This is a genomic window from Mesobacillus maritimus (assembly GCF_023715205.1).
Taxonomy (GTDB): Bacteria; Bacillota; Bacilli; order Bacillales; family Cytobacillaceae; genus Mesobacillus_B; species Mesobacillus_B maritimus_C.
This window is the reverse complement of sequence record NZ_JAMBNR010000002.1, coordinates 208,967-231,143: the sequence shown is the minus strand read 5'-3', so window position 1 is coordinate 231,143 and position 22,177 is coordinate 208,967. Positions and strand designations below refer to the sequence as shown.

18 protein-coding genes and 2 pseudogenes are annotated in these 22,177 nt (G+C 40.3%); 6 read left to right on the top strand and 14 right to left on the bottom strand.

All coding sequences use genetic code 11. From position 1 onward, the window contains the following. The first annotated feature begins 2 nt into the window (after nucleotides 1-2). Entirely contained in the window at nucleotides 3-545 is a 543-nt protein-coding gene (locus tag M3182_RS03520; RefSeq protein WP_251556460.1) for an HXXEE domain-containing protein, read from the top strand. A gap of 248 nt (nucleotides 546-793) precedes the next feature. On the opposite strand, the gene M3182_RS26095 is transcribed toward M3182_RS03520, so the two are convergent. Continuing rightward, a complete protein-coding gene (locus tag M3182_RS26095; RefSeq protein WP_285866904.1) occupies nucleotides 794-916 on the bottom strand; it encodes a hypothetical protein in 123 nt (40 codons plus the stop codon). Between the two features lie 106 nt (nucleotides 917-1,022). On the opposite strand from M3182_RS26095, the gene M3182_RS03515 reads away from it, so the two are divergent. Further along, on the top strand, nucleotides 1,023-1,358 hold the full coding sequence (locus M3182_RS03515; protein ID WP_251435059.1) for a L,D-transpeptidase: 336 nt from the start codon (nucleotides 1,023-1,025) through the stop codon (nucleotides 1,356-1,358). Nucleotides 1,359-1,503: 145 nt separating this feature from the next. On the opposite strand, the gene M3182_RS03510 is transcribed toward M3182_RS03515, so the two are convergent. The 7 genes from M3182_RS03510 to M3182_RS03480 form a co-directional block, all read right to left on the bottom strand. Continuing rightward, on the bottom strand, nucleotides 1,504-3,081 hold the full coding sequence (locus M3182_RS03510; protein WP_251556459.1) for a SagB family peptide dehydrogenase: 1,578 nt from the start codon (nucleotides 3,079-3,081) through the stop codon (nucleotides 1,504-1,506). Between the two features lie 25 nt (nucleotides 3,082-3,106). Then, entirely contained in the window at nucleotides 3,107-5,044 is a 1,938-nt protein-coding gene (locus M3182_RS03505; RefSeq protein ID WP_251556452.1) for a TOMM precursor leader peptide-binding protein, read from the bottom strand. Then, nucleotides 5,044-6,996: a putative thiazole-containing bacteriocin maturation protein gene (locus tag M3182_RS03500; protein WP_251556446.1), complete on the bottom strand. Its 1,953-nt coding sequence runs from the start codon at nucleotides 6,994-6,996 to the stop codon at nucleotides 5,044-5,046. Before M3182_RS03500 ends, M3182_RS03505 begins: the two co-directional genes overlap by 1 nt. 155 nt (nucleotides 6,997-7,151) lie before the next feature. Continuing rightward, a complete protein-coding gene (locus M3182_RS03495; protein ID WP_349775418.1) occupies nucleotides 7,152-7,403 on the bottom strand; it encodes a hypothetical protein in 252 nt (83 codons plus the stop codon). A 1,022-nt stretch (nucleotides 7,404-8,425) separates the two neighbouring features. After that, nucleotides 8,426-9,460 (bottom strand): tripartite tricarboxylate transporter substrate binding protein, encoded by a 1,035-nt coding sequence (locus M3182_RS03490; RefSeq protein ID WP_251556434.1) that lies wholly within the window; start codon nucleotides 9,458-9,460, stop codon nucleotides 8,426-8,428. A gap of 214 nt (nucleotides 9,461-9,674) precedes the next feature. Then, nucleotides 9,675-11,195, bottom strand: a complete 1,521-nt coding sequence (locus tag M3182_RS03485) for a tripartite tricarboxylate transporter permease (RefSeq protein WP_432806683.1) — start codon at nucleotides 11,193-11,195, stop codon at nucleotides 9,675-9,677. A gap of 16 nt (nucleotides 11,196-11,211) precedes the next feature. Continuing rightward, nucleotides 11,212-11,664, bottom strand: a complete 453-nt coding sequence (locus M3182_RS03480) for a tripartite tricarboxylate transporter TctB family protein (RefSeq protein WP_251435042.1) — start codon at nucleotides 11,662-11,664, stop codon at nucleotides 11,212-11,214. A gap of 557 nt (nucleotides 11,665-12,221) precedes the next feature. On the opposite strand from M3182_RS03480, the gene M3182_RS03475 reads away from it, so the two are divergent. Further along, nucleotides 12,222-12,701: a hypothetical protein gene (locus M3182_RS03475; protein ID WP_251556432.1), complete on the top strand. Its 480-nt coding sequence runs from the start codon at nucleotides 12,222-12,224 to the stop codon at nucleotides 12,699-12,701. On the opposite strand, the gene M3182_RS03470 is transcribed toward M3182_RS03475, so the two are convergent. The 4 genes from M3182_RS03470 to M3182_RS03455 form a co-directional block, all read right to left on the bottom strand. Continuing rightward, nucleotides 12,693-13,289 (bottom strand): hypothetical protein, encoded by a 597-nt coding sequence (locus tag M3182_RS03470; protein ID WP_251556431.1) that lies wholly within the window; start codon nucleotides 13,287-13,289, stop codon nucleotides 12,693-12,695. The genes M3182_RS03475 and M3182_RS03470 overlap by 9 nt on opposite strands. A 321-nt stretch (nucleotides 13,290-13,610) precedes the next feature. Beyond that, the gene (locus M3182_RS03465) at nucleotides 13,611-14,804 is read right to left on the bottom strand and encodes a D-alanyl-D-alanine carboxypeptidase family protein (protein ID WP_251435034.1); all 1,194 of its coding nucleotides are present in this window, start codon (nucleotides 14,802-14,804) and stop codon (nucleotides 13,611-13,613) included. Nucleotides 14,805-15,307: 503 nt separating this feature from the next. Continuing rightward, complete coding sequence (locus M3182_RS03460; RefSeq protein WP_251435031.1) at nucleotides 15,308-16,315, bottom strand: DUF3231 family protein; 1,008 nt, start codon at nucleotides 16,313-16,315, stop codon at nucleotides 15,308-15,310. A gap of 543 nt (nucleotides 16,316-16,858) precedes the next feature. Further along, a complete protein-coding gene (locus M3182_RS03455) occupies nucleotides 16,859-17,899 on the bottom strand; it encodes an NAD(P)-dependent alcohol dehydrogenase (protein WP_251556429.1) in 1,041 nt (346 codons plus the stop codon). A gap of 220 nt (nucleotides 17,900-18,119) precedes the next feature. Between M3182_RS03455 and M3182_RS03450 the strand changes: the two are divergent. Further along, nucleotides 18,120-18,380: pseudogene (locus M3182_RS03450) on the top strand (MerR family DNA-binding protein); the annotation flags it as partial. A 216-nt stretch (nucleotides 18,381-18,596) separates the two neighbouring features. On the opposite strand, the gene M3182_RS03445 reads toward M3182_RS03450, so the two are convergent. Beyond that, a complete protein-coding gene (locus M3182_RS03445; RefSeq protein ID WP_251557078.1) occupies nucleotides 18,597-19,100 on the bottom strand; it encodes a DUF4825 domain-containing protein in 504 nt (167 codons plus the stop codon). Nucleotides 19,101-19,355: 255 nt separating this feature from the next. Next, complete coding sequence (locus tag M3182_RS03440) at nucleotides 19,356-21,278, bottom strand: right-handed parallel beta-helix repeat-containing protein (RefSeq protein WP_251556427.1); 1,923 nt, start codon at nucleotides 21,276-21,278, stop codon at nucleotides 19,356-19,358. Between the two features lie 169 nt (nucleotides 21,279-21,447). On the opposite strand from M3182_RS03440, the pseudogene M3182_RS03435 reads away from it, so the two are divergent. Together M3182_RS03435 and M3182_RS03430 are read left to right on the top strand one after the other, a co-directional pair. Continuing rightward, nucleotides 21,448-21,612, top strand: a pseudogene (locus tag M3182_RS03435) (cupin domain-containing protein); the annotation flags it as partial. A 63-nt stretch (nucleotides 21,613-21,675) separates the two neighbouring features. Further along, entirely contained in the window at nucleotides 21,676-22,176 is a 501-nt protein-coding gene (locus M3182_RS03430) for a helix-turn-helix domain-containing protein (RefSeq protein WP_251556425.1), read from the top strand. Nucleotide 22,177: the final 1 nt, after the last annotated feature.

The window sequence follows — 22,177 nt, the reverse complement described above, 5'->3', positions numbered from 1 at the left end:
CGATGCTAGAGGCGCTCCACCAATTTTTGGATCTCAAAACATTAATTTGGTTGTTTCCCATCATTTTTATTTTCCATGATTTAGAAGAAATCATAACCATTGAATCTTCCATGGCCGCAAGAGACAACTATCCGAAAACGAACTTCGTCGAACGAACATTAAAAATGAGAGAAAACCTTGGTTCAACTGCTGCCCAGCTTGCTGTTTCGGCTTCATGGATTTTACTGTTTATCTCCTTCACCACAGTGATGACCGCCCATATTTCACCTAACGGGGGAGGTTTTCTTTTATTTACAGCCATACTTAATTTATTTGTTTTGCAGGCATTCATGCATATTGTTCAAACGATTATGTTCAGAGCCTACACGCCTGGCATCTTAACGTCATTGTTCCTCCTCATTCCTTACTGCCTTGTTACCTATTCTTTTTTAGTCGACTATGGGCATTTGGACTGGCACTTGATCTTCACCAGTCTTCCAATTAGCCTGATCATGATCCTTGTTTTCCTAGTCGGCAATCTTTTAGGCCGTTATTTTATTCGCTAAGTGGGAAAGGGCCTTGTCCTGGTGGAACAAGGGGACAGGCCCATTAAGTTATGATTCTTTTGAAAAGGATTGGCTATTCATTTATTTGGTTTCATGTTAATCAATGGTACGAAATTTTCATAGATTAGTAGATAAAATAAAAAAAACCGACTGCCTGATAGAAAACAATCGGTTTTTGCCTCTTATTCTCATCCTTTTAGCCAACTTCTTTCGCCGATCAAAACCTTGTTGCTCGATTCTTCGACCCTTTATCTTAAATCAGACAGAACCGATTCTGGAATATTCGAAGTCCCAACTCCAGGTGCAACCGCAAACAATGATTTCCGATTGCCAATTATAAAGTCATAAGATCTTCGCTTGGTTTTACTCATGCATCCAGCTTTTTTCCTTGCCTCCTCATTTTAATCTGTTCAGATATCTCTGGTACCTAACATTCATTCCCTTCATAAACTAGTCAAAAAGCGGAGTGAATTATTTATGGTGAAATGGATTAACGTATCTACATTAAAACACCAATTAAAACTTTTTGATGGAAACAACCTTTTAAAAACGTATCCGATTGCAGTTGGAAAAATATTGTCACCATCCCCGTTTGGGACCTATACCATTATTAATAAACAGCCACATCCGGGAGGCCCATTTGGAGTGCTTTGGATGGGTTTGTCAAAACCTCATTATGGGATACACGGGACAAATAATCCTTCATCGATTGGCAAGAATGTCTCCCATGGATGTATTCGAATGTATAATCGGGATGTTCTCGACTTATCTTCAAGAGTCCCGATCGGTACTAGTGTGGTTATTCACAAATAACTCTGAACAATCTCCCCTCCTTCATGCAAATTGGGTTTAAAGACGGCATAAAGGAGGCGGGATTTTCCTGCTTTTATCGTTCTCGCTCAAGTTCAGTACCGATTAAACCACTATTCTTATATGAAAACCAATGCGTGACCCTTGCCTAGCTAAGTAAACTCCCTCGTAACCAGGCGCGTGGACGGTATGGTCCGACTGGAATTTGGATCAAACTGGTTTTTCCTTTTGAATGGATTCTATAAAGTTCATCGCATTGGGTCGAATCGAATCCTAACAATGGATGGCCCCCCATTCCTAATGCACCCGCCACTAAGAGCAGACGTTGGACGAGAATACCCGCCTCCATCTGTTGAATACGGTATCCTCTATATCCCAAGCTCTCTTTGAGGTGTTCCACGTCCCCAACCAAATGCATACAAAGTGGAACTTGATACAAATTCACATTGGGCATGGTTAATCCAGATTGTAAAAACTCTCGGTAATCCCCTTCGGTTATTCTCCGGATACCATGAGTGCCATTGTCATAAGAATAAGCACCATTCGGAATCCCCTCTACCTGATATAAACTTCCAAATAAAGAAACACGAGTCTCAATCTGTCCTTGTGTATCGTCAAGGTCATTTTGATACGAGAAAGAATAGAGCTCTTTTAATAAAGTCGATAATTGGGTTTGGCTCACTCCTCCTAAAGTAAAATCAAGATCAGGTGAATACCGTTTTCGGCAAACAGTTGCGAAGTCGTACGAAAAGCCCTCCGTAAATGGGAGCAAGACCATCTCCGTATCAAAAGGAAGTTTCTGATCATCCTTTTTCATTAATTTCACAAATGCCTGTGTAGTTTCAAACATCGATGCTTCATTTAGTTTTCTTAGCATCGGAAAATCAAGGACTCTCTTTGAACGATTATAGGAAACATGATTCAACACGGGAACTTCCCGACAAAGCTCAGATGCTGATACCGTTTCTGCTCTATTTTGCTGTCTGTCATCACATAGAATAGCTGGATTCATCCTGATTGGGATCACCGCATACACACTTTCCTCCTGCTGCGATAACCCAAGCAAATGATTCATCGGTCGATCAAGAAATTGATAACAAACCTTTGGGGAGAACCCCATCTGATTGGCCACTTCTAATGTTTGCCCAATAAGGACACCAGCATCTAACCCTTGGAGCCTGTAGGAAAAGTTATTGTATTTATAAAAATTTTTCCAAAAAACGGTCGAGACAAAAAGAGTGCAAAAACATTCTGAAACAGGAAGAGTATGCGCAAGACTTCTAGTTAAGTAGGAGTCAAAATTTCCTTCACGTAACAAAATTAGACGGTGATGAGCCACATCATAATGGTAAATTCCATTCGGAACTTCATCTAGCTTGATATATACATATAGTTCATTCGGATAGAGCGCCCCTCCAGAGGGTACAAATCTTCGTAGCGACCCAGTAAAGCTGATGGTTTTTTCCACCGATTCATCGATTATGGGAGATTGAGAGTATTGAGTGAGCCCGTATATATACCATAAAAAATGCCCCAGTTCTTCTAAATGAGGGGTTTCTTCCAGTTTTTCCAGTGTGAACGGAACTTCTGCGGAAAGTGGCACCGCTGGCAAGTCACGATATAGCTTATAAGGAAGTGGTGCATCTTCCCAATCAACCTGCCAATCCGGCGGATAGATGTTATCCGTATCAAAATGCAGTTGATATAGAAAATAGTCAAGGTCCATATCTTTATCCTCCTACTCTTTGAAATTATGGGAACGGATGGGGATATGGATTTAGCTCTTCATACGTTAACGGTTCCTTCGCATACCCTAACTGCGTCGGTACCGTAAGTACCCTTTCCAACCCTTTCACACGAGTAAGGTGATGTCCAAATGTCATCGGTAGCATTCCAGGAATGATGACCTTTACACAGAATAATCCATTTCGTTTGGTTATCGGTGCAGACTGGTCAACAACAATGACATCAAGATTTAAATCGCGGAATCTCTGAAGAACCTCTTCAAGATCATCCTTCAAATCATTATGGGACGGTGGTTCTTTGAATTCCTCGGCAAACGTACGTAATGGACCATGATCCTTTAAGATAAAATTCAGTCGTTCCTCTGCTTCTCGCAGGCCGTATAACATACCATGATCCTCCATGTTACGGACTGCGAATGGGTCTTGCAGCATCCTTTCATAGGTCAGTCTGTTTGACTCTATTTTTTCATCATCCCTAAACATCATTCCCGCTAGCTCGAATATCGTGCTTTTTACAGCCCTGATCGGATCTGGGTTTGCACCAGCAGCACAAATGAGGTTGACGCCTTTGGATCTTCTGTTTTTTGCCACTGCCCAAACGCTCGGGATTCCATGTTCCATTGTCGAATTGTAAAAATAAAGGTCATGGTCGGCCACATCACGAATACGGTCCACCATCAGTTGTAATTCTTTATCGTTTGCCGAACGAAGATCAAGCCGTGGGAGAGGAAGTCTAGCATACCAGGTTAACAAAAACGAATCTCGTTCGACGACCTCCATAATCCCATGGAAAATGGCTTCCTCTAAACTCCCCCCTAATGCACATCCATTCGATGTTTCGTAGACAAAGCCCTCCCCACAACTTACACTATAATAGGCAAGTAACTCTGGAACCAAAATTGGACGTTCTTGTAAAAATGAGTAACCCCAGACCCAGTTCATTGGGGTTTCAGGATGAAACTTTTTGAACGGAAAATCAGGCTTTTCATATTGATCCTTTTCATGAACACCTATACTTGTGGGATTTAGGGCTATTTCTTGTAATTGATTATAACTCTCATGAACGACGGTCCTTTTTCCTCTAGGCTTGATTCCGCAATATCGCTCTAAGCCTTCCAAAATGGCCGTCAACTCACTGATTTCATAAGAATTCGTCCGGCCTGCTACTCCCTCATTCCCTCCAAAGAGAGGCATGTTCACTAAAACATCAGCAAACGGCAGTCTCAAATCCTGCATTTTCCCATTCATGAGCCCCGTACGAGAATCCAGGAAACCTTTGGCTAGCACCGTTTTTAATTCTTCCGTTGAACGACTGCGATACCCACCATTTATTTTAGGACTAGATTGCAAGTTTATTTGAGCTAATTCTGCTGTATCATTTGGTAATGAACTGCATATCGGACATGTTGGATCAGGTAAGAAAAAATGACTGGAGGTCGATAGTGTTCTTAGGCTCGTAATGTACATTTTTTCTTCTAAATTGCTGGATTCGCCTTGAAGAACCCTCCGTACTTCATTTGTGATCAATGTTGCCATTTGAAATAATCCCGAATGGGATATCCAAGCGTCCTGCACATTACTCTTCCCTTCTGCCCTACTTTTCTGAAACCTCCACATTTCTTCACGATCAGGACCCGCGATAATACGACGAATATCAGCACAGCAAGTACACCCCGTGGTATCAGGTCGTACCAATGGGCCAATGATTCCCTCTCCGAATGAAACACCCCCCCGAAGCCACGGCACCCCTAATGCCTGCATTCTTTTTTCCACTTTTGGATAATAAGATGGATTCCAGGCATCATGAAGCACTAGAACGAATTCTAATTCTTCGGATACCTCTTCTAAAATACTTTGACGGTTTAGAGAATGGGTTTCGGCTAATTGATGGTAGACAATATCCGCCAATAATCCCTTTCCATCCACTAGAATTTGAGCAGCCATTATAATCCCTCCTCTCGAATCTCTACACCAAACACCCCTGCCAGTTCTTCGTTTAAAAACGGTTCGAACGCAAGATCATAAACGAGTAATTCTTTGCCATTTTGGTGTAGGACCTGCATGGAAGATTGTAATAGTTCCAAACTGGTCATATCCTCACATGAGGGGATATAGAGTTTGAATTCCTTCTTTTCACGAAATACTTCCGGCTTCGTTTGATCTTCCACTACCATTGGATTTTGTTGGTGATTTTGTGTATTCAAAAGTGCTTGTTGTAATGCATTTCGCAATGCAAGTGTTAAATTTAATCCTGTACTTGTCATCCTTTTCCCATTCGTTCTTACACTTATGACAGGGAAACCTAATATATCCTCTTTCAAATCGATGATCGGTGTGCCGTTCAAGGTAGTAAGAGCATCAATATATACTCTGCATGCCTGGTCTTCAATGGAACCTAGCTGCAAATCAATCACGCCGTCTTGCATATCATCCATTCGGTTTCTCAATTTTTCATCTAAATAGGCCTGCAGTCCCCGACATATTGCCTCATCGGCGGTTTCTCCTGCTCCGATGCCAATTGTACCCTCCGTAAATTTAGCGTTTATCGAATCATCCTGATTCCGAACATAAAAATCGATCCATTTTGACACATACATTTCAATGCCCCTTAGTCCGGCATTTCTTTTTGCTTCCTCATGTGATAATCCAGTACAAATGACTTCCGGAAGAAGTTCTGCTGGTCCGTCAGATATGGGATTAACGGCTTGAACAAAACACTGTGCAAGAGGAAGTTGTGACAAATTTCGTTCCTCCCATGTATGAAAAATTCCAACCTCTTCAGAAGTTAAGTCACTAAAATAATCCAATAGACTATGTGGTGGGTTGTTTCGTTTCTCGTTCTGTTTCATTCGTATATCCAGGTCTTCAACCAATCTCGGCGCAACACTTGTCGACGTTACCAATGGGTGAGGGATGAATGATAACCATTCACCTTCTAAAGTTTCAGAATTAAGGAGATAAATTTGATTCGGGGATCCTACAATTCCGGTCACCTTTTTGAACAATTCAAATACAATGACATTTGTCAGAATGGCCCCCGTTGTTGAAGACACCATGTTCGGCTCCTGATCGGTTTGAATGGCAGTTTGATGAAGTCGGCGCCATGCAGACTCCCAACACCCATCTGATTCTGGATGAACAATTGGACCTGATAACCCTACTTGCCCTAAACAAATGGCAGGTAGCAATACCTTCCCTTCCTCTTTGCAAACGATATTAAGATCCCTTAGTTCATCTACATTCCCGTCCTGCGAGGCATATAAAATGTAACTATAAGGTCTTACGGCTTGTTTCCAAAACCTTTTATCGTCCCCATTTTCAAAAGGCACCTCCTGAATCTCCACCTCAGAGTCGATTTTGCGGGCATTCTGCATGAACTCATCTATCCGTTGGCGATTTGTAGGGATGGATTCCGTTACCAGAAAATTGATTTTTGGAAGTCCCGATTCGATTAATGAACGAATCAACGAAACGAGAATGGGACCAGATCCTACTACTAGAACGTTAGCCTGGCGGTATTCCTGAAAATGAAAGGCTCCAGAATCAACAAAATTCTCAATAAATTCAATTTGTGAAGCGTACTTTTCAATGATCTCATCCTTTAATTGATGAGGTCGGTCTTGACTTACATCTCGTACAAAGCCATTCTGTAACAGCGTTTCTCCAATCTCATATACTCTGTTCCGATAGGAGGCTGTTAACCCCGCTGTTAATTCACCCATTGTTTGCACTCCGTTGAACATTGGTAACAGTGTTTCAATCCACTGATAAATGGTGCCTCCCTTTATGCGGAATGAGTTTTCGTTATTTCTAAAATACACACCACCTTCTGGGTCAGGTAAATAAAATGTATCCCTCTTTACTTTTAGACGCATGGACGAGTCTAATTTTGTCATTACGCTCCTCCTTATTTCGAATCATCGCCGATTATGCACTATCATTCTATGTAGTTTTCTTTGTCCCATATGATAAAGCAAAAAGGAGTGCCCCTTCATACAGTCATGAAGGGGCACTTTTTTATCAATTAATCACTAATTTTCGTAAAGAACGACTAACCCCAACAGCTAAAACAGCTAGAACAACCATAACAACTGTAACAACTAAAACAACTAAATCCTCCGCAACGGTGAAAACCTCCACAACGATGGAAACCTCCACAACGATGGAAACCTCCACAACGGCCAAAGCCTCCGCAACGGCCAAAACCTCCACAACGGCCAAAGCCACCGATTCCGATACCAAATACGCGTGGATCGTCGCTATAAGAAACTGGTGTTAACTCACCAATTTGGTAGGGGTCCATTTCTAAATTTTGTAACTCATGTTGAAAATTTTGCATATTAATCCTCCTCAAATTTGTTTTTTTCGGGCAAGAGAGAATGAAGACATGATGATATAAGGTTGCGAACTGAAATGATCAATATTCCGTATACTCTCTTCAACAAAATATGATTCTCGATAGGTGGTTGTTCCTGATGTCAAAGCCTATAATTCATGAAGGCTCTTTTCTCAAACTTTGTTGCTCTTCGAGATGAAATAAAGAGAAATCACTTTATCTTCACAGGAAAGGACCTTTTAGATTAGTAGAAAAGGGATAGCAAACATAGTAACGAACACACAAATGGCTGATTGTACGTTAAAATCGGCTTTAAGATTTTAACAACCATCGTTACGAAAACACCCTTAATGAAAGATCTGTTGAGCCTTTGCCTATAAACACGCTTCAATACTTGCCTGTTCTTTTTACAGATGGTTTCACCCTGAAATCTTCTATTTTTCTGTAACCTATTGATTCATTGATCTCATGTTATAACGGCCATCCCAAGCAGATATTCCGTCAGAGTCCTGAGCTAAGATTATTCAAAGAACCATTGGACCGCTTTCATTTCTAGGATCGCACCGTTGGATTTTCACTTAACCAAAGCGGCGGCGACTCATCATACAAAAATGACCCGTCTTTTATAAGACAGATCATTTATTGCAGTGAAGTTCAATGATTCTAACACTCTATTCCTCATCATTCCCTTAGTAATGGTTATATGGCAGCGGATTCCCTGTTCGGTATTCGGGATCCTCTTTCCTTAATGCAGCAGGAAGATCTTCCAGTAACATAGAAAAGCTCTATTTGCCCGAGTGGGAAGAAAAATAAGTGGTATCAGTCACATAAGCAGTATTTCCACACTAGCAACGAGCAGGAGAAATCACAAATCAGGCGAACAGTTTCCAAGACTGTTCGCCTCCATTCTGACAATGTGGATATGGATTGCGGCCCGGTAGATGAATCAAGAAAGTTCATAAATTATCCTCTAGCGAAGATCAAAATCGCTACTTCCGTATCCCTGTCTCTTCCGCTAATTTTAAATACCTATCCTTTTCCTCTTGGACATTTTTTGTAAAGTCAGCAGAATTCAGATAGGAAGGTTCTAGTTTTATTTTTTCTAGCTGCTTTATAAACTCAGGATCTTTTTCCATTTTCGCAACGGCTTCATCCCATTTCTGAACGATTTCTGGAGGTGTGTCTTTTGCAAAAGATAATCCCGTCCACCATTTTACAGTTAAATCTTCAAATCCTTGCTCCTTGGCCGTTGGCACATCTGGGAATAAAGGATGACGTTCTTTAGATGACACCGCAAGAACCTTTATTTTTCCTCCCTGGGCGAGAGGTGCGACCTCTCCTGCATTGTGCACAGCAAGAATCACGTGCCCCCCTGCTACTTTTGCTGTAGAATCGGAAGCTCCTTCTGAAGAAACCATTTTGGTATCTTGAAAATCAACGCCAATCGTATCCAACCATTCGGCTACTGCAAAGGAAGAAAAGCCCGCAGGCCCTACACTCGCCCACGTCAGTTTGTCGGGATTTTCCTTTGCCCAATCGGACAATTCTTTCAAGTTATCCCACTCTGCATCCGCCTTTACTGCAAAGGCCGTTGTCGCTTCAGCCACCCTCGAAGCAAAGACATTATCTTTAATCGTAAGAGTCGTCTGTGAATTCCCCGCTTCAAACATCGTTGTTGAAGAGTTATTGTTTACGAGAACGGTATAGCCATCCGCCTTTGCCTCTTTTAGAGCATATTGTGCTCCGATCATTCCGCCTCCCCCTGGCTTATTGTTGACAACAATCGGCTGCCCCCACTCTTTGCTCAAGTATTCGGCCACCGCACGTGCTGCTAAATCCACACCACCTCCGGCTGCAAACGGAACCACGAGCTCAATTTGTCTTTTGGGATAATCTGTTGCCGTCTCATCATGCTTAGAATGTGTTTCATTTTCAGACTTTGAAGTAGAACTTGAGGAACAAGCTGTAAGAAAAAGCGCAGCCATCAATGTTAAACCCAAAAGTAAATAAGAAAGCTTTTTCACCTTAAACCCTCCCTGTTGTGCTTTTTTTTTTGATTATTCGTATCGAATTTCTATTTTATTCTGATAAAAATAACTACCTGAAAAGCAGGCTTATTTTGTCGATAGAACCTCAGGTCAAGCCGTTTTGGCTCCCTTCTCACTATTGGCGACAAGTCCGATGCTACGCCTTACACCTAGAACAAGATTGTTTTATAGTTGCTCCTATCCGTTCCTCCTAAGAAAATTCCTGCTCTTCCCCTGTTTCTTGGAAAATCCTTTTTTTCGTTCGTTTCATGAGAAAGATTGATAAAATGAAAAAGACGACTGCAATCGCTAAAATCGTTAAGGAAATCGGTCTTTCAATAAAGATCAATAAGTTACCGGAGGACATTTCCATTGATTGAATAAAAGAACTTTCGATTTTGGGGCCGAGGACGATACATAGGATAAAAGGAATGATTGGCCATTGAAATTTGTGGAAGAAATAGCCGAATACTCCGAAAAGAACCGCGACAACGACATCAAACATACTGTTTCTTACCGAATAAGCTCCAATCATACTGATTAATAAAATAATCGGAGCCAGGATCCCAAATGGAACCTCCGTCAGTTTGGCCCATAGCCCAACTAACGGTAAATTCAGGATTAATAGAATAATATTTCCGATAAACATACTGGCAATAATCATCCAGACCATGTGACTGTTTTGCTCAAACAGCATAGGGCCAGGGGTCAATCCATAGATCATGAGGGCGGCTAATAAAACCGCTAATGGCGGGGAGGCGGGAATACCTAGTGACAGCAACGGGATAAATCCTCCAGAACTTGTCGCATTATTCGCTGATTCTGGACCTGCGACCCCTTCGATGGCCCCTTTCCCAAACTTTTCAGGTTGCTTGGAAAGCTTTTTTTCCAAGTCGTACGATAAGAAAGACGTAATCGTTGCGGAGATCCCTGGTAGAATACCGAGGAAAAATCCTAGCAAACTCCCTCGAATAATGGGGGCGCCACTTTGTTTTAAATCTTTCTTGCTTGGATAAAGGCGCTTTATTTTAAAATGCTTCCTTGTTTGTGCACGATTTTCTTCGAGCCCTTTTAATACTTCTGTAATGGCAAATAATCCAATAATGATACTGACCATCTCAAACCCGCCACTCAGGAAACTAAATCCAAAGTCAAATCTTGGCATACCTGTTGTTAATCCAATCCCAACTAATGAAACTAAAAACCCAAATAAGCCCATGAGGATGGATTTTCTTAAAGAAAATCCGGTTAAATTAAAGAGAACCAAAAGGGCAATTAACATTAACGTAAAATATTCGGGTGGTCCAAATTTTAACGCCTGATCCGCTAATAGGGGTGCAAATAGAACAAGCCCAACTAATCCAATCATTCCCGCGATAAAAGATCCAATAGCTGCAATGCTTAGTGCTGTACCGGCTTTACCTAACTGGGAAAGTGGATAACCATCCAATGTGGCAGGAACAGAGGAAGACTCACCAGGAATATTCATTAAAATAGCGGTTGTCGATCCTCCATACATGGCTCCATAGTAAATGCCGGCCATCATCATCATTCCTTGAGCAGGGTCGAGAAAGGTCGTAACTGGTAAAAGCACCGCAATGGCAGACGTTGGACCAAGTCCCGGAAGTACCCCAACTAAGGTTCCCAATAGCGACCCAATCAAAATAATGAGTAGATTGTAAGGAGTAACCACTTCACTAAGGCCATTCAAGAGGTACATGATGGTTTCCACGAAAGATTCCCCCCTTCTAATAGAAAAGAATGCCACTTGGAAAAGGCGTTTTTAGCAAAACAATGAATAAATAGTAGAAAGTTGCTGTCAGCACTCCGCCAATGATCAATGACACAATCCACCGTTTCTTTCCGATTAACTTAAATAATAGGAACGAAACAGCGAAGGTGCTTATAGCATAACCAATCACCGTGAGGAGGAAACAATAAAGGAATAGAATGATGATCGTAGCAACCAGGGTGTATAATACCTTACCGGTCGGAAACTCTACTCTATTTGGTTTTTGTTTTTCAACGAACATGCTTATTCCAAATAAGACAAGCAGAATTCCAATGAGTCCAGGCAATGTATGGTCACCTGTCAATAATTGACGACTATAGGGGTACAGCAAAGAAGCTTCATATAACGATAAAATTCCAAGGAGGACCGCGATGAACCCGCCAATTTTTTTCTCAGATAAAAATGTCATATTCCCCTCCCCACCCTCGCTAAAAGTTTTTTCATCGTTTTCGATTGTTTAAATGAACAAATGAGTATGTCTCTTTTTACAGGAAGAAAGATTGGCCTTCTACTAATAGAATGGCCGTTTACTATTTCCAACTTAGTTTCTTCCTATTAGAAACAAAATCAACTTCTCAAAAATCGTTATTACATATATTTATTCAAAACACTTTGTACAAAAGACCTTGAATAAATTGAAAAATAAAATCCGTGGGACACAGGGACATTGTCCCACTGTCTAAAACCCAAATTTGGGATAGTGCCTGTCCAAACAACCTCGTCAATTCGGAATACCCCAAGTATTCTATTTTTGATCCAAGGCGCTTGCCGTTGATTCCAAATTTTGTATTATTGTTCATTGGTATTGTGTTACGCTACAAATAGAATATTAAGGGATTTGGAGAGTTGATAAACGAAGGGTTTTCTTATCTTGAGAAAGGAATTATTTCAAGGAAGGCAACTTAGTAGATTGAAAGAATTCAATATATAGATGGCCAGTTAAAATCATAAAAAAAGGAGAGTCCCATGATAAAAAATAAAATTGCCCTCATTGGTTCCGTTGTTCTATTCATTATCTGCATGTGTCTATTTTTTCCGTTTCCTGACAATCACATGAGAGGAATACGTTCTTCCTTCATGACATTTCCAATTCGCAACGAAGAGGGATATATTCCACTCGGAATCATTGGATCTTTTTTGTTTATTGTCGCCATCTTCTTATTGGTTATAAGCTTGGCAAAATATCGCTTCCGGACAGTCGTCTTAAGTATAAGCGCCTATAGCATTCTACCAATGGCTTTAATCATCATGTACCAAGAGACGGTCGCAAATGGAATCTTTGCCATTTCCTATAATGGCCAAGGCAAATGCAATTTTGAATCAGTGAGTGAACACATATTGAATGGAGAATGCGATATCGTCTTACATAATCGTAGCAATGAGGACAGAGGGACAGGCACTATGTCCCACAACACAAAAGGTGAAGGATTTCACCCCTCAACTTGAACTCGATTCATCTTTATCGAGCAAAACTTTTTTAACCATGAATTTATTAAGATGTTTCATCCCAAGCTTGCTTAGCTTCATCCAAATCCAGCTATAAAACAAAGCAAACAGCAAGACTCCACCTATAACCGTAAAACTTACCTGGCTTGAAATCGAAGGACCTAATATAGGGAATTGAAATAAATAAAGTAAAAGAAAAATGCCCGTTGCAAGAAGCATTCCACCTGTTAGAGAAACCACTAACCTAGTTTGAAATAGTTTAAATCCGACTCCAAGCGAAATGCCAAGAAGGCCAGTGGTAAACATAAACACCAGGACTTCACTAGGCTGAAGGATCATTAATAACAATGTCGTGACAGCATACGATAACAAACCAAAACGGAGTGAAATAACGGTTACGAGCACAATCGGTCCAGTAGCCATCATACTAAACGCATAACCAATTCCGCCAAATAATCCCGCAGATTGAAAGATGGCCGCCATCGTACTTAGCAAGCTGCCGACAACTAGTTTCATATTTTTTGAATAATGCATAGCCATGATCCCATGAGCTTTTGTTCCTATTCCCTTAAAACTAGTGAACCTCATCCACATCCCTCCCCCACTGGTAACAGTCCAAACCGCTTAAATCAGTCTAATGGATTAGATTAGCTCAAAATTGGAGCTACCTTTTACATGTATTCCTGTAGGAGTAATTGATGCATGGTTTTTTCATGGGTATTGGAAAGGGAGTAGCTAATCAGTAGGGCGCTAGCTCTTCTGTTAATTGACCCTAATTAAACGTAACTGCGTAAAATAAAGAAAAAAGCATCAAATCAATGCTTTTCTCCAATGTTTGGTCAAAAATCATGTAAAAGGTATCACTGATTCCACCTAAATAAATGGAACAAAAAATGAACGTATGAAGCCTTACCTATCTAATGACCTAGACTTTTTATTCCTGCTAAATTTCCTACTCACGATAAAAATCACCACAATCCCAATAAAAATCAGGGTTGAAATGACCAATAGATTCAAAGGATTTGAGGACTTTTCCTCTTCCTTTGGCAAACTAGTTGCTGCGACTTCCTTTGGTGGGCTTGATACCACTTCCGCTGATTCGTCTTTTAGAGGGAGAGTGGCCAGAAAGTCTTGGTTCTCAACAGTCACTTTAAGCTTTCCTTCCTCTGTGACCTGTTCGTTAATTTCTTCACCATGAGCAAGCGGTACAAAATAGCTTGCTGTTGTTGTGTATGTATGTTGATTTTGATTAAACTCTTTCCCCGCTGGAATCTCGGTTAACTTAAAATTGTCAAAGGCATAGTCTAGCAGCTCGACGGTATCGTTATATGCTGTATTTTGTGAATCTCCTTTTAATACCACAACAATGACAGACAGATCTCCTCTTTTCGCTGTCGTAATTAACGTGTTTCCCGATTCGTCCACATAGCCGGTTTTCCCACCTGTCACGCCTTCATACGGCCTTTCTCTCATCAATTTATGATGCGTAAAAATGGTGGTATCCCAAGCTTTTCCTTTCCATTTTAATTCTTTCATACCAAAAATGGAGCGGAACTCTTCATTCTTGACCGCATATTGTGTGATTTTCGCTAAATCTTTCGCTGTCGTCACATGGTCAGGATCGAATAACCCATGGGGATTTTTAAAATAAGTATCTTTGAGCCCAATTTCTTTCAAATAGAGGTTTAGCTGTGTCGCAAATTCTCCCACGGACCCATCAATATGTTCCGCAATGGCAACGCCCGCATCATTCCCCGAGTTTACCAGCAATCCTTGAACAAGCTTTTTTAGCGGAACCTGCTCTCCTTCTTCTAAATATACTCTTGTGCCTTCCGCGTTTCGAGCACGTTCACTAACCGTCACCACATCTTCGAGATTCGCGTTTTCAATCGCATAAATGGCCGTTGCCACTTTTGTTAAACTTGCCGGATACATCTGCACATCCGCGTTCTTTTCATATAACACCCTGCCGCTGCTTTCTTCCATGATAATAAAAGCTTCACATTCAATCTTCGGTTGCTCTTCCTCTGCCAGCGCATTGGAAGAAACGAACAGCTGCAAAATGAAAGGGATTACAATTACCGTTAAAAATTTTTTCACCATAGCCCCTGCCTTCTTATCAGACTTTTCTCCTAGATAAGTATTATAATAGCTTTTCTGTAATCGATTTGCTATCTTTTTTTACAGAAAAATACAAATAGAAAAGATTGAGAGAAAATACGATGGATTGTCTTTTAGCCCCTGTTCGCGAGTGTAGTAAAGCTTTACTACACTCGCGGGCAGCCCCAAAATATATACTGGGATAAGGTCTGCCCCCTCATGTCCCTGCCCTTTATGCAAATCGTTTTATGCCACTTTTCAGAAGCACACCCGTTAACGTAAGTACATTCTTTTATAAAATGTGCACGAATAGATATCATGTCGCTTAAAATTCACCTTATATTTGTTACAGAACAAATACTTTTCATATTTGCTAAAAACACTCCTATCCTTTTTAAAGTGGGATTTTTATAAAAAAAACCCGTCATACGCTGACGAGTTTTCAGTACCCTATGGAACATTTCATGAAACTAAAAAAAATTGAAGTAGGCGTGTCAGGGACTTAACTAATCTTTCGTTAAATCCTTCCGATCAATGGTTAACGGAGGTTGCTCTAACCATTTATTGTTAATCATAATATTGACCCCGTCTTCCGCAAACTTTAGAATTTCGCCAGACAACCGGGAGTAATCAACCACTAAATCGCTCCTTCTACTTTCAGAAATGGCTACCCCATAATTTCCAATTCCTGAGTAAATCATCAGGTCAAAGTGAAACATCATTAATTTATCTGAAAACGGCGATTCTGTGGAATCGGTTACCTCTTGGTCGACAGACATTGGAACTGGGAGGCCATGATTTTCTAAATGATCTCTAAATACTTTTACATGTTTGATTGCGATCTCTTTTCCTCTTTGAATGTATTTGCGCACTTTATCAGACTCTGTGACCTGGCTAAAGGCAGTCGCCAAGCTACTACCTAACAGATTGGTTTGGATATTAAAGTGAAGTTGGGTGACCTCATCTGCCGTTAGTCCTTCTCTACGGCCCAACCCTTCTAATAAAAAGGATTGTTTATGAACATATTCAATTGTTTTTGGATAAGGAATGAAAGGGGGACGGGTTGATAGACCTTTTTCGGTTAACACTTCGGTAACCTTGTTGTAAAGTTCCATGGTAGAGGTTAAACATTTTGAAAAAAAAGCACGTAGATCCCCGCGAAAGATGTGCTGCAAAACCCGCCCATAGGTAGCCAGCCCACCATTTGCCATATGTTTAAGGTATTTTAAATAAAATACATCCGAAAACAAGCGCTTTGCTTGTAGATTTACATCCTTCTCCGTAAATCCTTCTGGAATTTGAATTCCCTCTTCTTTAAAGATTCCAGCAATCATCTCGATATGTTGTTGAGATAAATCCATGGCCAGTGTGACAAGAGTTTTAATCTCAACATCCTCAATGTGCTCAAGAAAATACTTAAAAACACAAATCGACATACTATCTGCTATATATGTATCCCATAAATAACCTAATTCCGCACTCGTTAACTTAATTGGTTCATGGCTACGATCCATTATGCTACTCTCCTTCAACCTGATCACTGATGTTTTGTTTGAGTTGTTAGTTCATATAGTCCCGCTATATTTATCTATAAGTAGTAAATTTTTATAATTTTACATAATTCAATTAGATGTTCTCAAGATTAATTTCCCCATTTATTTAACAATTACCCGGTAAATGGGAATTAAAATTGTAATTTAGGTAATACGAAAGAACATGTTCTGAAAACTTTATTTGTAATATGGGCACCTCTAGCCATACCGAAGAATTCATCAAACTACTTGCTGGTCCTTGTTCTATGAATTCTTTTTGAAGCACCTTTCACTTGCTCCGAACAGGTTTCCTGTCTCATGAATCCTCCATGGAGCACCTTTCTCTGGCTCCAAAGCCGTTTGGTGTCTCATGAACTCTTTTTACAGTACTTTCCTCTTACTCCGGAGAATCCATATGTCGTCCCACTAGCAATTCCCGAGAACAAAGCCTCAAAAAAAGGTGCCCCAAAAGCTAAACTTCTAGGACACCTCATCAATTCTATAAAAATAGACAATGAACGCAACTTATATCGTACTAGTATCAATGACAAATCGATACTTCACATCAGAAGCTAAAACGCGTTCATAAGCCTCGTCAATTTGATCGGCAGAAATTACTTCAATTTTAGGAACAATGTTATGTTCTGCACAGAAATCCAACATTTCTTGAGTCTCACGAATGCCGCCAATCATTGAACCGGCAAAAGACCGACGATGACCGATTAGAGAGAACACATTTACTGGCAGCGGCTCTGCAGGCGCCCCAACATTTACTAGTGTTCCATCGAGCGTTAACAGTGAGAGATACTGACTAATATCGAGTTTTGCGCTTACCGTGTTGATGATTAAATCAAAAGAACCAGCCAGTTTCTCGAATGTTTCTGGCTCACTTGTGGCATAGTAGTGGTCTGCACCTAATTGCAAACCATCGTCCTTTTTTTTCAATGTCTGGGACAGTACGGTGACCTCAGCACCCATACTATGTGCAATTTGGACAGCCATATGACCAAGTCCGCCCATCCCAACAATGGCAACCTTCTTCCCTGACCCAGCATTCCAATGATTTAGGGGAGAATAAGTGGTAATTCCAGCGCAAAGCAATGGTGCTGCAACGTCAAGCTCGATAGCATCAGGGATTCTAAGAACGAAATTTTCTTGCACAACAATGTGGGTCGAATAGCCTCCTTGAGTTGGCTCGCCATATTTGTCCACACCAGCGTAGGTTTGAATATTCCCTTTGAGACAGTATTGTTCTTCACCTTTACGGCAGTTCTCACATTCCCCGCAGGAGTCCACCATACAACCGACCCCTACTCGGTCGCCGACCTTGTACTTGGTTACCTCTGCTCCGACATCGGTAACAATTCCCGCAATCTCGTGCCCAGGAACAAGTGGATAATTTACCGGACCCCATTCGCCGTGAGCCGTATGGATATCAGAATGACAGATTCCCGCGTATTTGATTTCAATAAGAACATCATGCAAATCAAGATCACGTCGTTTAATTTCAGCTCTTCGAAACTGTTTGTCAGGACCATCGATCGCTCGTGCTTTAGCCATTACCATAAAAAAACCTCCAATAATTGATATTTTCAAGAGAATAATATGTACGGGTAAAATTAAAGATTTCAGGATAGATTTCAAGATTCCATTTCTATCCCCATATTCCCTTGCAAAAACAATCGTAAACCTTATAGTTAACTCTAGGTCAAGTGATCCATTTAGATTTTTTTTACGAAAATTCAGGTCAACGATCAAGATAGCCTAGAGCTTTATTTTTATAAGGAAAATCATTGAATGTCTGAAATCGACCGGAATGCCAATTAAGGAAATTAAACATTTCATTGATTGGTGTTCTGAGGGAGATGCCACGTTGCAGCAAAGATTCGACATGTTTATGGAACGAAAAGCGACTGTCGAAGCTCAGATGGAAGAACTAAAGAAAACAATCGAACTAATCGAGCACAAATGTTCTTTTTATAAGCTTGCTTTGGATGCCGGAACGGAAGATATACATAAAAACAATAAGATTGTGATTAAAAATTAACGGAAAATCCCTGTTTTTCATTTATGTGGATATTCTTATTAAGAACCAATCCTTCCTCACCCGAGGTTTAGCCCCCACGAAAACATTTCTCGAGGTTAACAAAAAAAGGTCTATCCTGCAGTGCAATAAATTTTTTTTACACGGCAGGATAGACCTTTCATATGACAATGGAATGTTGAATCGATGTCATCACCGATCGAACATCAAGATGAAAGATTAGGTTCGTTCGTTGTAAAATTGGGTAACTCTCTTTTCATCTGCCAAATTTTCTTGAATGAACTTACTTAGCTCTTCTTCGTTATTAAATTCTCTTATATCTTTTCCGTAATAATTCTGTAATTCTTCTCGACTTATTTTTAACTCTTGTTCAACAAAATTGAATTTTACCCAATCCGCATTTTGAACTAAAGAAAGGATGAAGGTAGCATTAAATAAAGCTAGTTCGTTGTAATTTACCTCTATAGGCTCATTTTCTTCTGTTGAACTATAATTTACGATAATTCCATAAGGTTCTTCTGTTGTTTCTAACTCTAATCCACTAATCTTTTCTCCATTTGGTTTTGGTAACTTCATCGTAATATTCCCGACAGCTCCGGCATCACCTACGTAAGAATTTTTAAATTGAAATAGATCTTCGGTTTCTTTCACTTCATTTGAACTACAACCATTCAAGATCAATAAAATCAATAACGAATAGAAAAGAATCTTAATCATTTTCATCACTTTTATTCCTCCTAACCTAACAACCTTACCATAAAAATACATTTAGTTGTTCAACTTCCTTGCTCGCTAGTTTACATACATCCTGATACAAACTTTAAATGAATTTTAGCATATCCAACTCAAATTCCTGTCCCCTATCAGAAAGTTACTCAAATGTTTCTCCCAAATAACCGAATCAATACGCTCTCCTTTTTATAATGGACATCATCATAAAAATAGAGACTCGCCATAAAAACGAGTCCCTACATCTACTTATCCCCAAACCTTAATATAATTCTTCGCTGCTCGTAAACTAGCAATTGGTCCAATTACACTCTTTTCTTCGCGTTGATTTCCTAATAAGTCTGTATCCAAAACAACTTCGCTGCCATCTGGATTTTCAAATTCAGCATCAACAATCCGGACTTTTTCAAGGGTCTTCGTTGATTGAATACCTCCAAAGAAACTCGCAATTTCTTCAGGAAGCTCAAGCGAAAGATACACTTCATTTCCGTCTTCAATAATTTTTAAATCAGGATTAAAGTCCGTTGCTTCCAACTTCTCCTCTTCTCGTTCAAACGCTTCGGCCCCATGTAAGTAGGCATTCCGATTAATATAAACAGGCTGCTCGACTTTATTAAACGCTTCATGGTCGCCCTCATCTTGATGTACGGTTTCAATGTATTCTTCGAGGGAAGTAGTGTATCCATTAAAATGAGCTGTCCCCACTTTTTCTAAATTATCGTCCCCAATGAAGATGTTGTTCAGGAAGCGGTCATCTCCACCATACGTCACCGCAAACCCAGCAATCTCGGTACTATGCGGTACATGATAAGGAGTTGCACGATCAAGCATTTTCCGCTGAACCATTTTTCCGCGGATTAAGTTATTTACATACGCTCCACCTTGGGCATGATTGTCTAGCGCATAATCAGCGGTTAAAATGTTGTGATCGACAAGATACGGGCCACTGCTCACTTCCACAAACAAATCACGAGAGTTGCGGTAATACAGGTTTCGGCTGACTCTTGTTCCTTGTGTCTGCCAATCCAACCATGTTCCTAACGAACAGTCATGAATCCGATTGTTGTGAATTTGCACATCAATCGCGGCGTGCAACTTGATTCCACCAATCTCATGGCCGTAAAACTCGCGCTTAATGCCGATATTGTAAATATGATTGTTATAAATTTCGCTGAACACACAGCCTAAATGACCAACGACACCATTTTGACCACAATCATAGATGGTATTGTTGCGAATGATATGAGAGCCAATTTTTTCTTTGCTCCACCCAGCTTGTTTCGCGAGAAAAACAGATTCTAACTGATATTGATAACCTGGCTTATCTTTTCTTTTACTACGATAATTATTTCCGGTTGTAGCTTCTTTCCCAATGCTAATCGCACTACATTTGGAATCATGGATGATGTTATCCTCGATAATCCAACCTTTGCTCCAATGAGGGCCAATTAATCCTGGCTGGTCCGCTGTTGGCGGCGTCCATGGAGTGGCCGCTTGGCACAATTCAAATCCTCTTACCGTGATATAATTGATGCCAATATTCTCCGGATAAAAACAAGCTTTACGGACATTGATTTCAACTACTTCTTCATTCGGATTGGCTTCGTGAAAATTCGCGTAGATGGTTGTGTTTTTTTCATCCACTTCTGCAAACCAAAGGTATTTTGTTTGCTCTGGATTGACAACTGCAACAGTTGTTTGTGTCCAGTGATCTAATACTTCTGTTCTCACTTCAGGATTTTGCAATTGTTCTAGGTTTTCAGCTTCATAGAAGCTCATCCCATTCAAATATACATCGCCTAGGTGTCGACCTGGGTTATAGACAACCCAATCCCCAAAAATTTCTTCTATGTATGGATTATAATCTCCGAAATACTCATTCGGAATCACGACTTTCCAGACAGTTCCCTCGACTTGTTCCCAATCTTGAATCCGCTCGGAACCTTTAATGACAACCTTTTCCCCGTCTGCTGCCTGATAAGTAATTCTTCTATATTCACTTAAACCTGAATTTTTCGGTTTCACCCATTCGCGATATTCTCCCTCATGGACAATAATCGTATCACCTGCAACCGCAACAGAAGCAGCTTGATTAATCGTTAAAAATGGATCTTGTTTTGTTCCTTGTGCAGAAATAGAACCATTTTTGCCTACATGATATTCAAATGCCACGTGTATTCCTCCTCTATTTGTTCTAACCTACGTTCATTATAGGTGGAAAAAACACTCTCTTTCTATTCAAAAAATAGTATAATTTAAGACAATAATCATGTTTATCCTAGGGGGAGAAACTTGTGGCTTTTTTCGAACATCATGGCGTAGATGAGACCGACTCTTTTCAATCTTTTATCTTCATAATTTTACGTTTCCGCTTCACTTTCACCATGCGTACGAACTGATTATCGTCAATGAAGGAGAAGTACTCGTAACCATTGATCAAAAGGAGTATCTGCTACATAAAAAGGATGCCGTGTTTGTTTTTAATAACCAGATGCATGAATTTAAAACAGTGAATTCTTCGGATCTTAGCATCGTGATTTTTTCACCTGAAATCATCGGGGACTTTTTTATGAACTATAAAGGGTACATTCCAGAGAACAATCTCATCCACCTCCATCATCTTCCCGATTTAACGGCGCTCCAGTCGCTTTATCGGCAAAAAAGTTTCCTTTATAATCTGTGCGCGACTCTCGTAGAAAATACGGAATTTATTCCAGTTGAACAGTCCACGAAAACGAAAGTGTTACATAAAATTCTGCTGTATGTGGACCAAAATTATAGTACCGATTGCACTTTAAAAGTAATTGCCAAACAACTTCAATACGATTATGCTTATCTATCAAAACTGTTTGTGCATATGACCAATATGACCTTCACCGAATACTTGAACCATTATCGAACCTCACAGGCTTGTTACCTATTAAAAAACAGTGAGCAGTCTATTAGCGAGATTGCAAACAATTGTGGGTACAATAATCTCCGGTCGTTCAACCGCAATTTTAAAAGAATCACGAACGTTTCGCCGCGGCGATATCGAGAGGAACATAGGGACGAGACTGTGGGGACTTAAC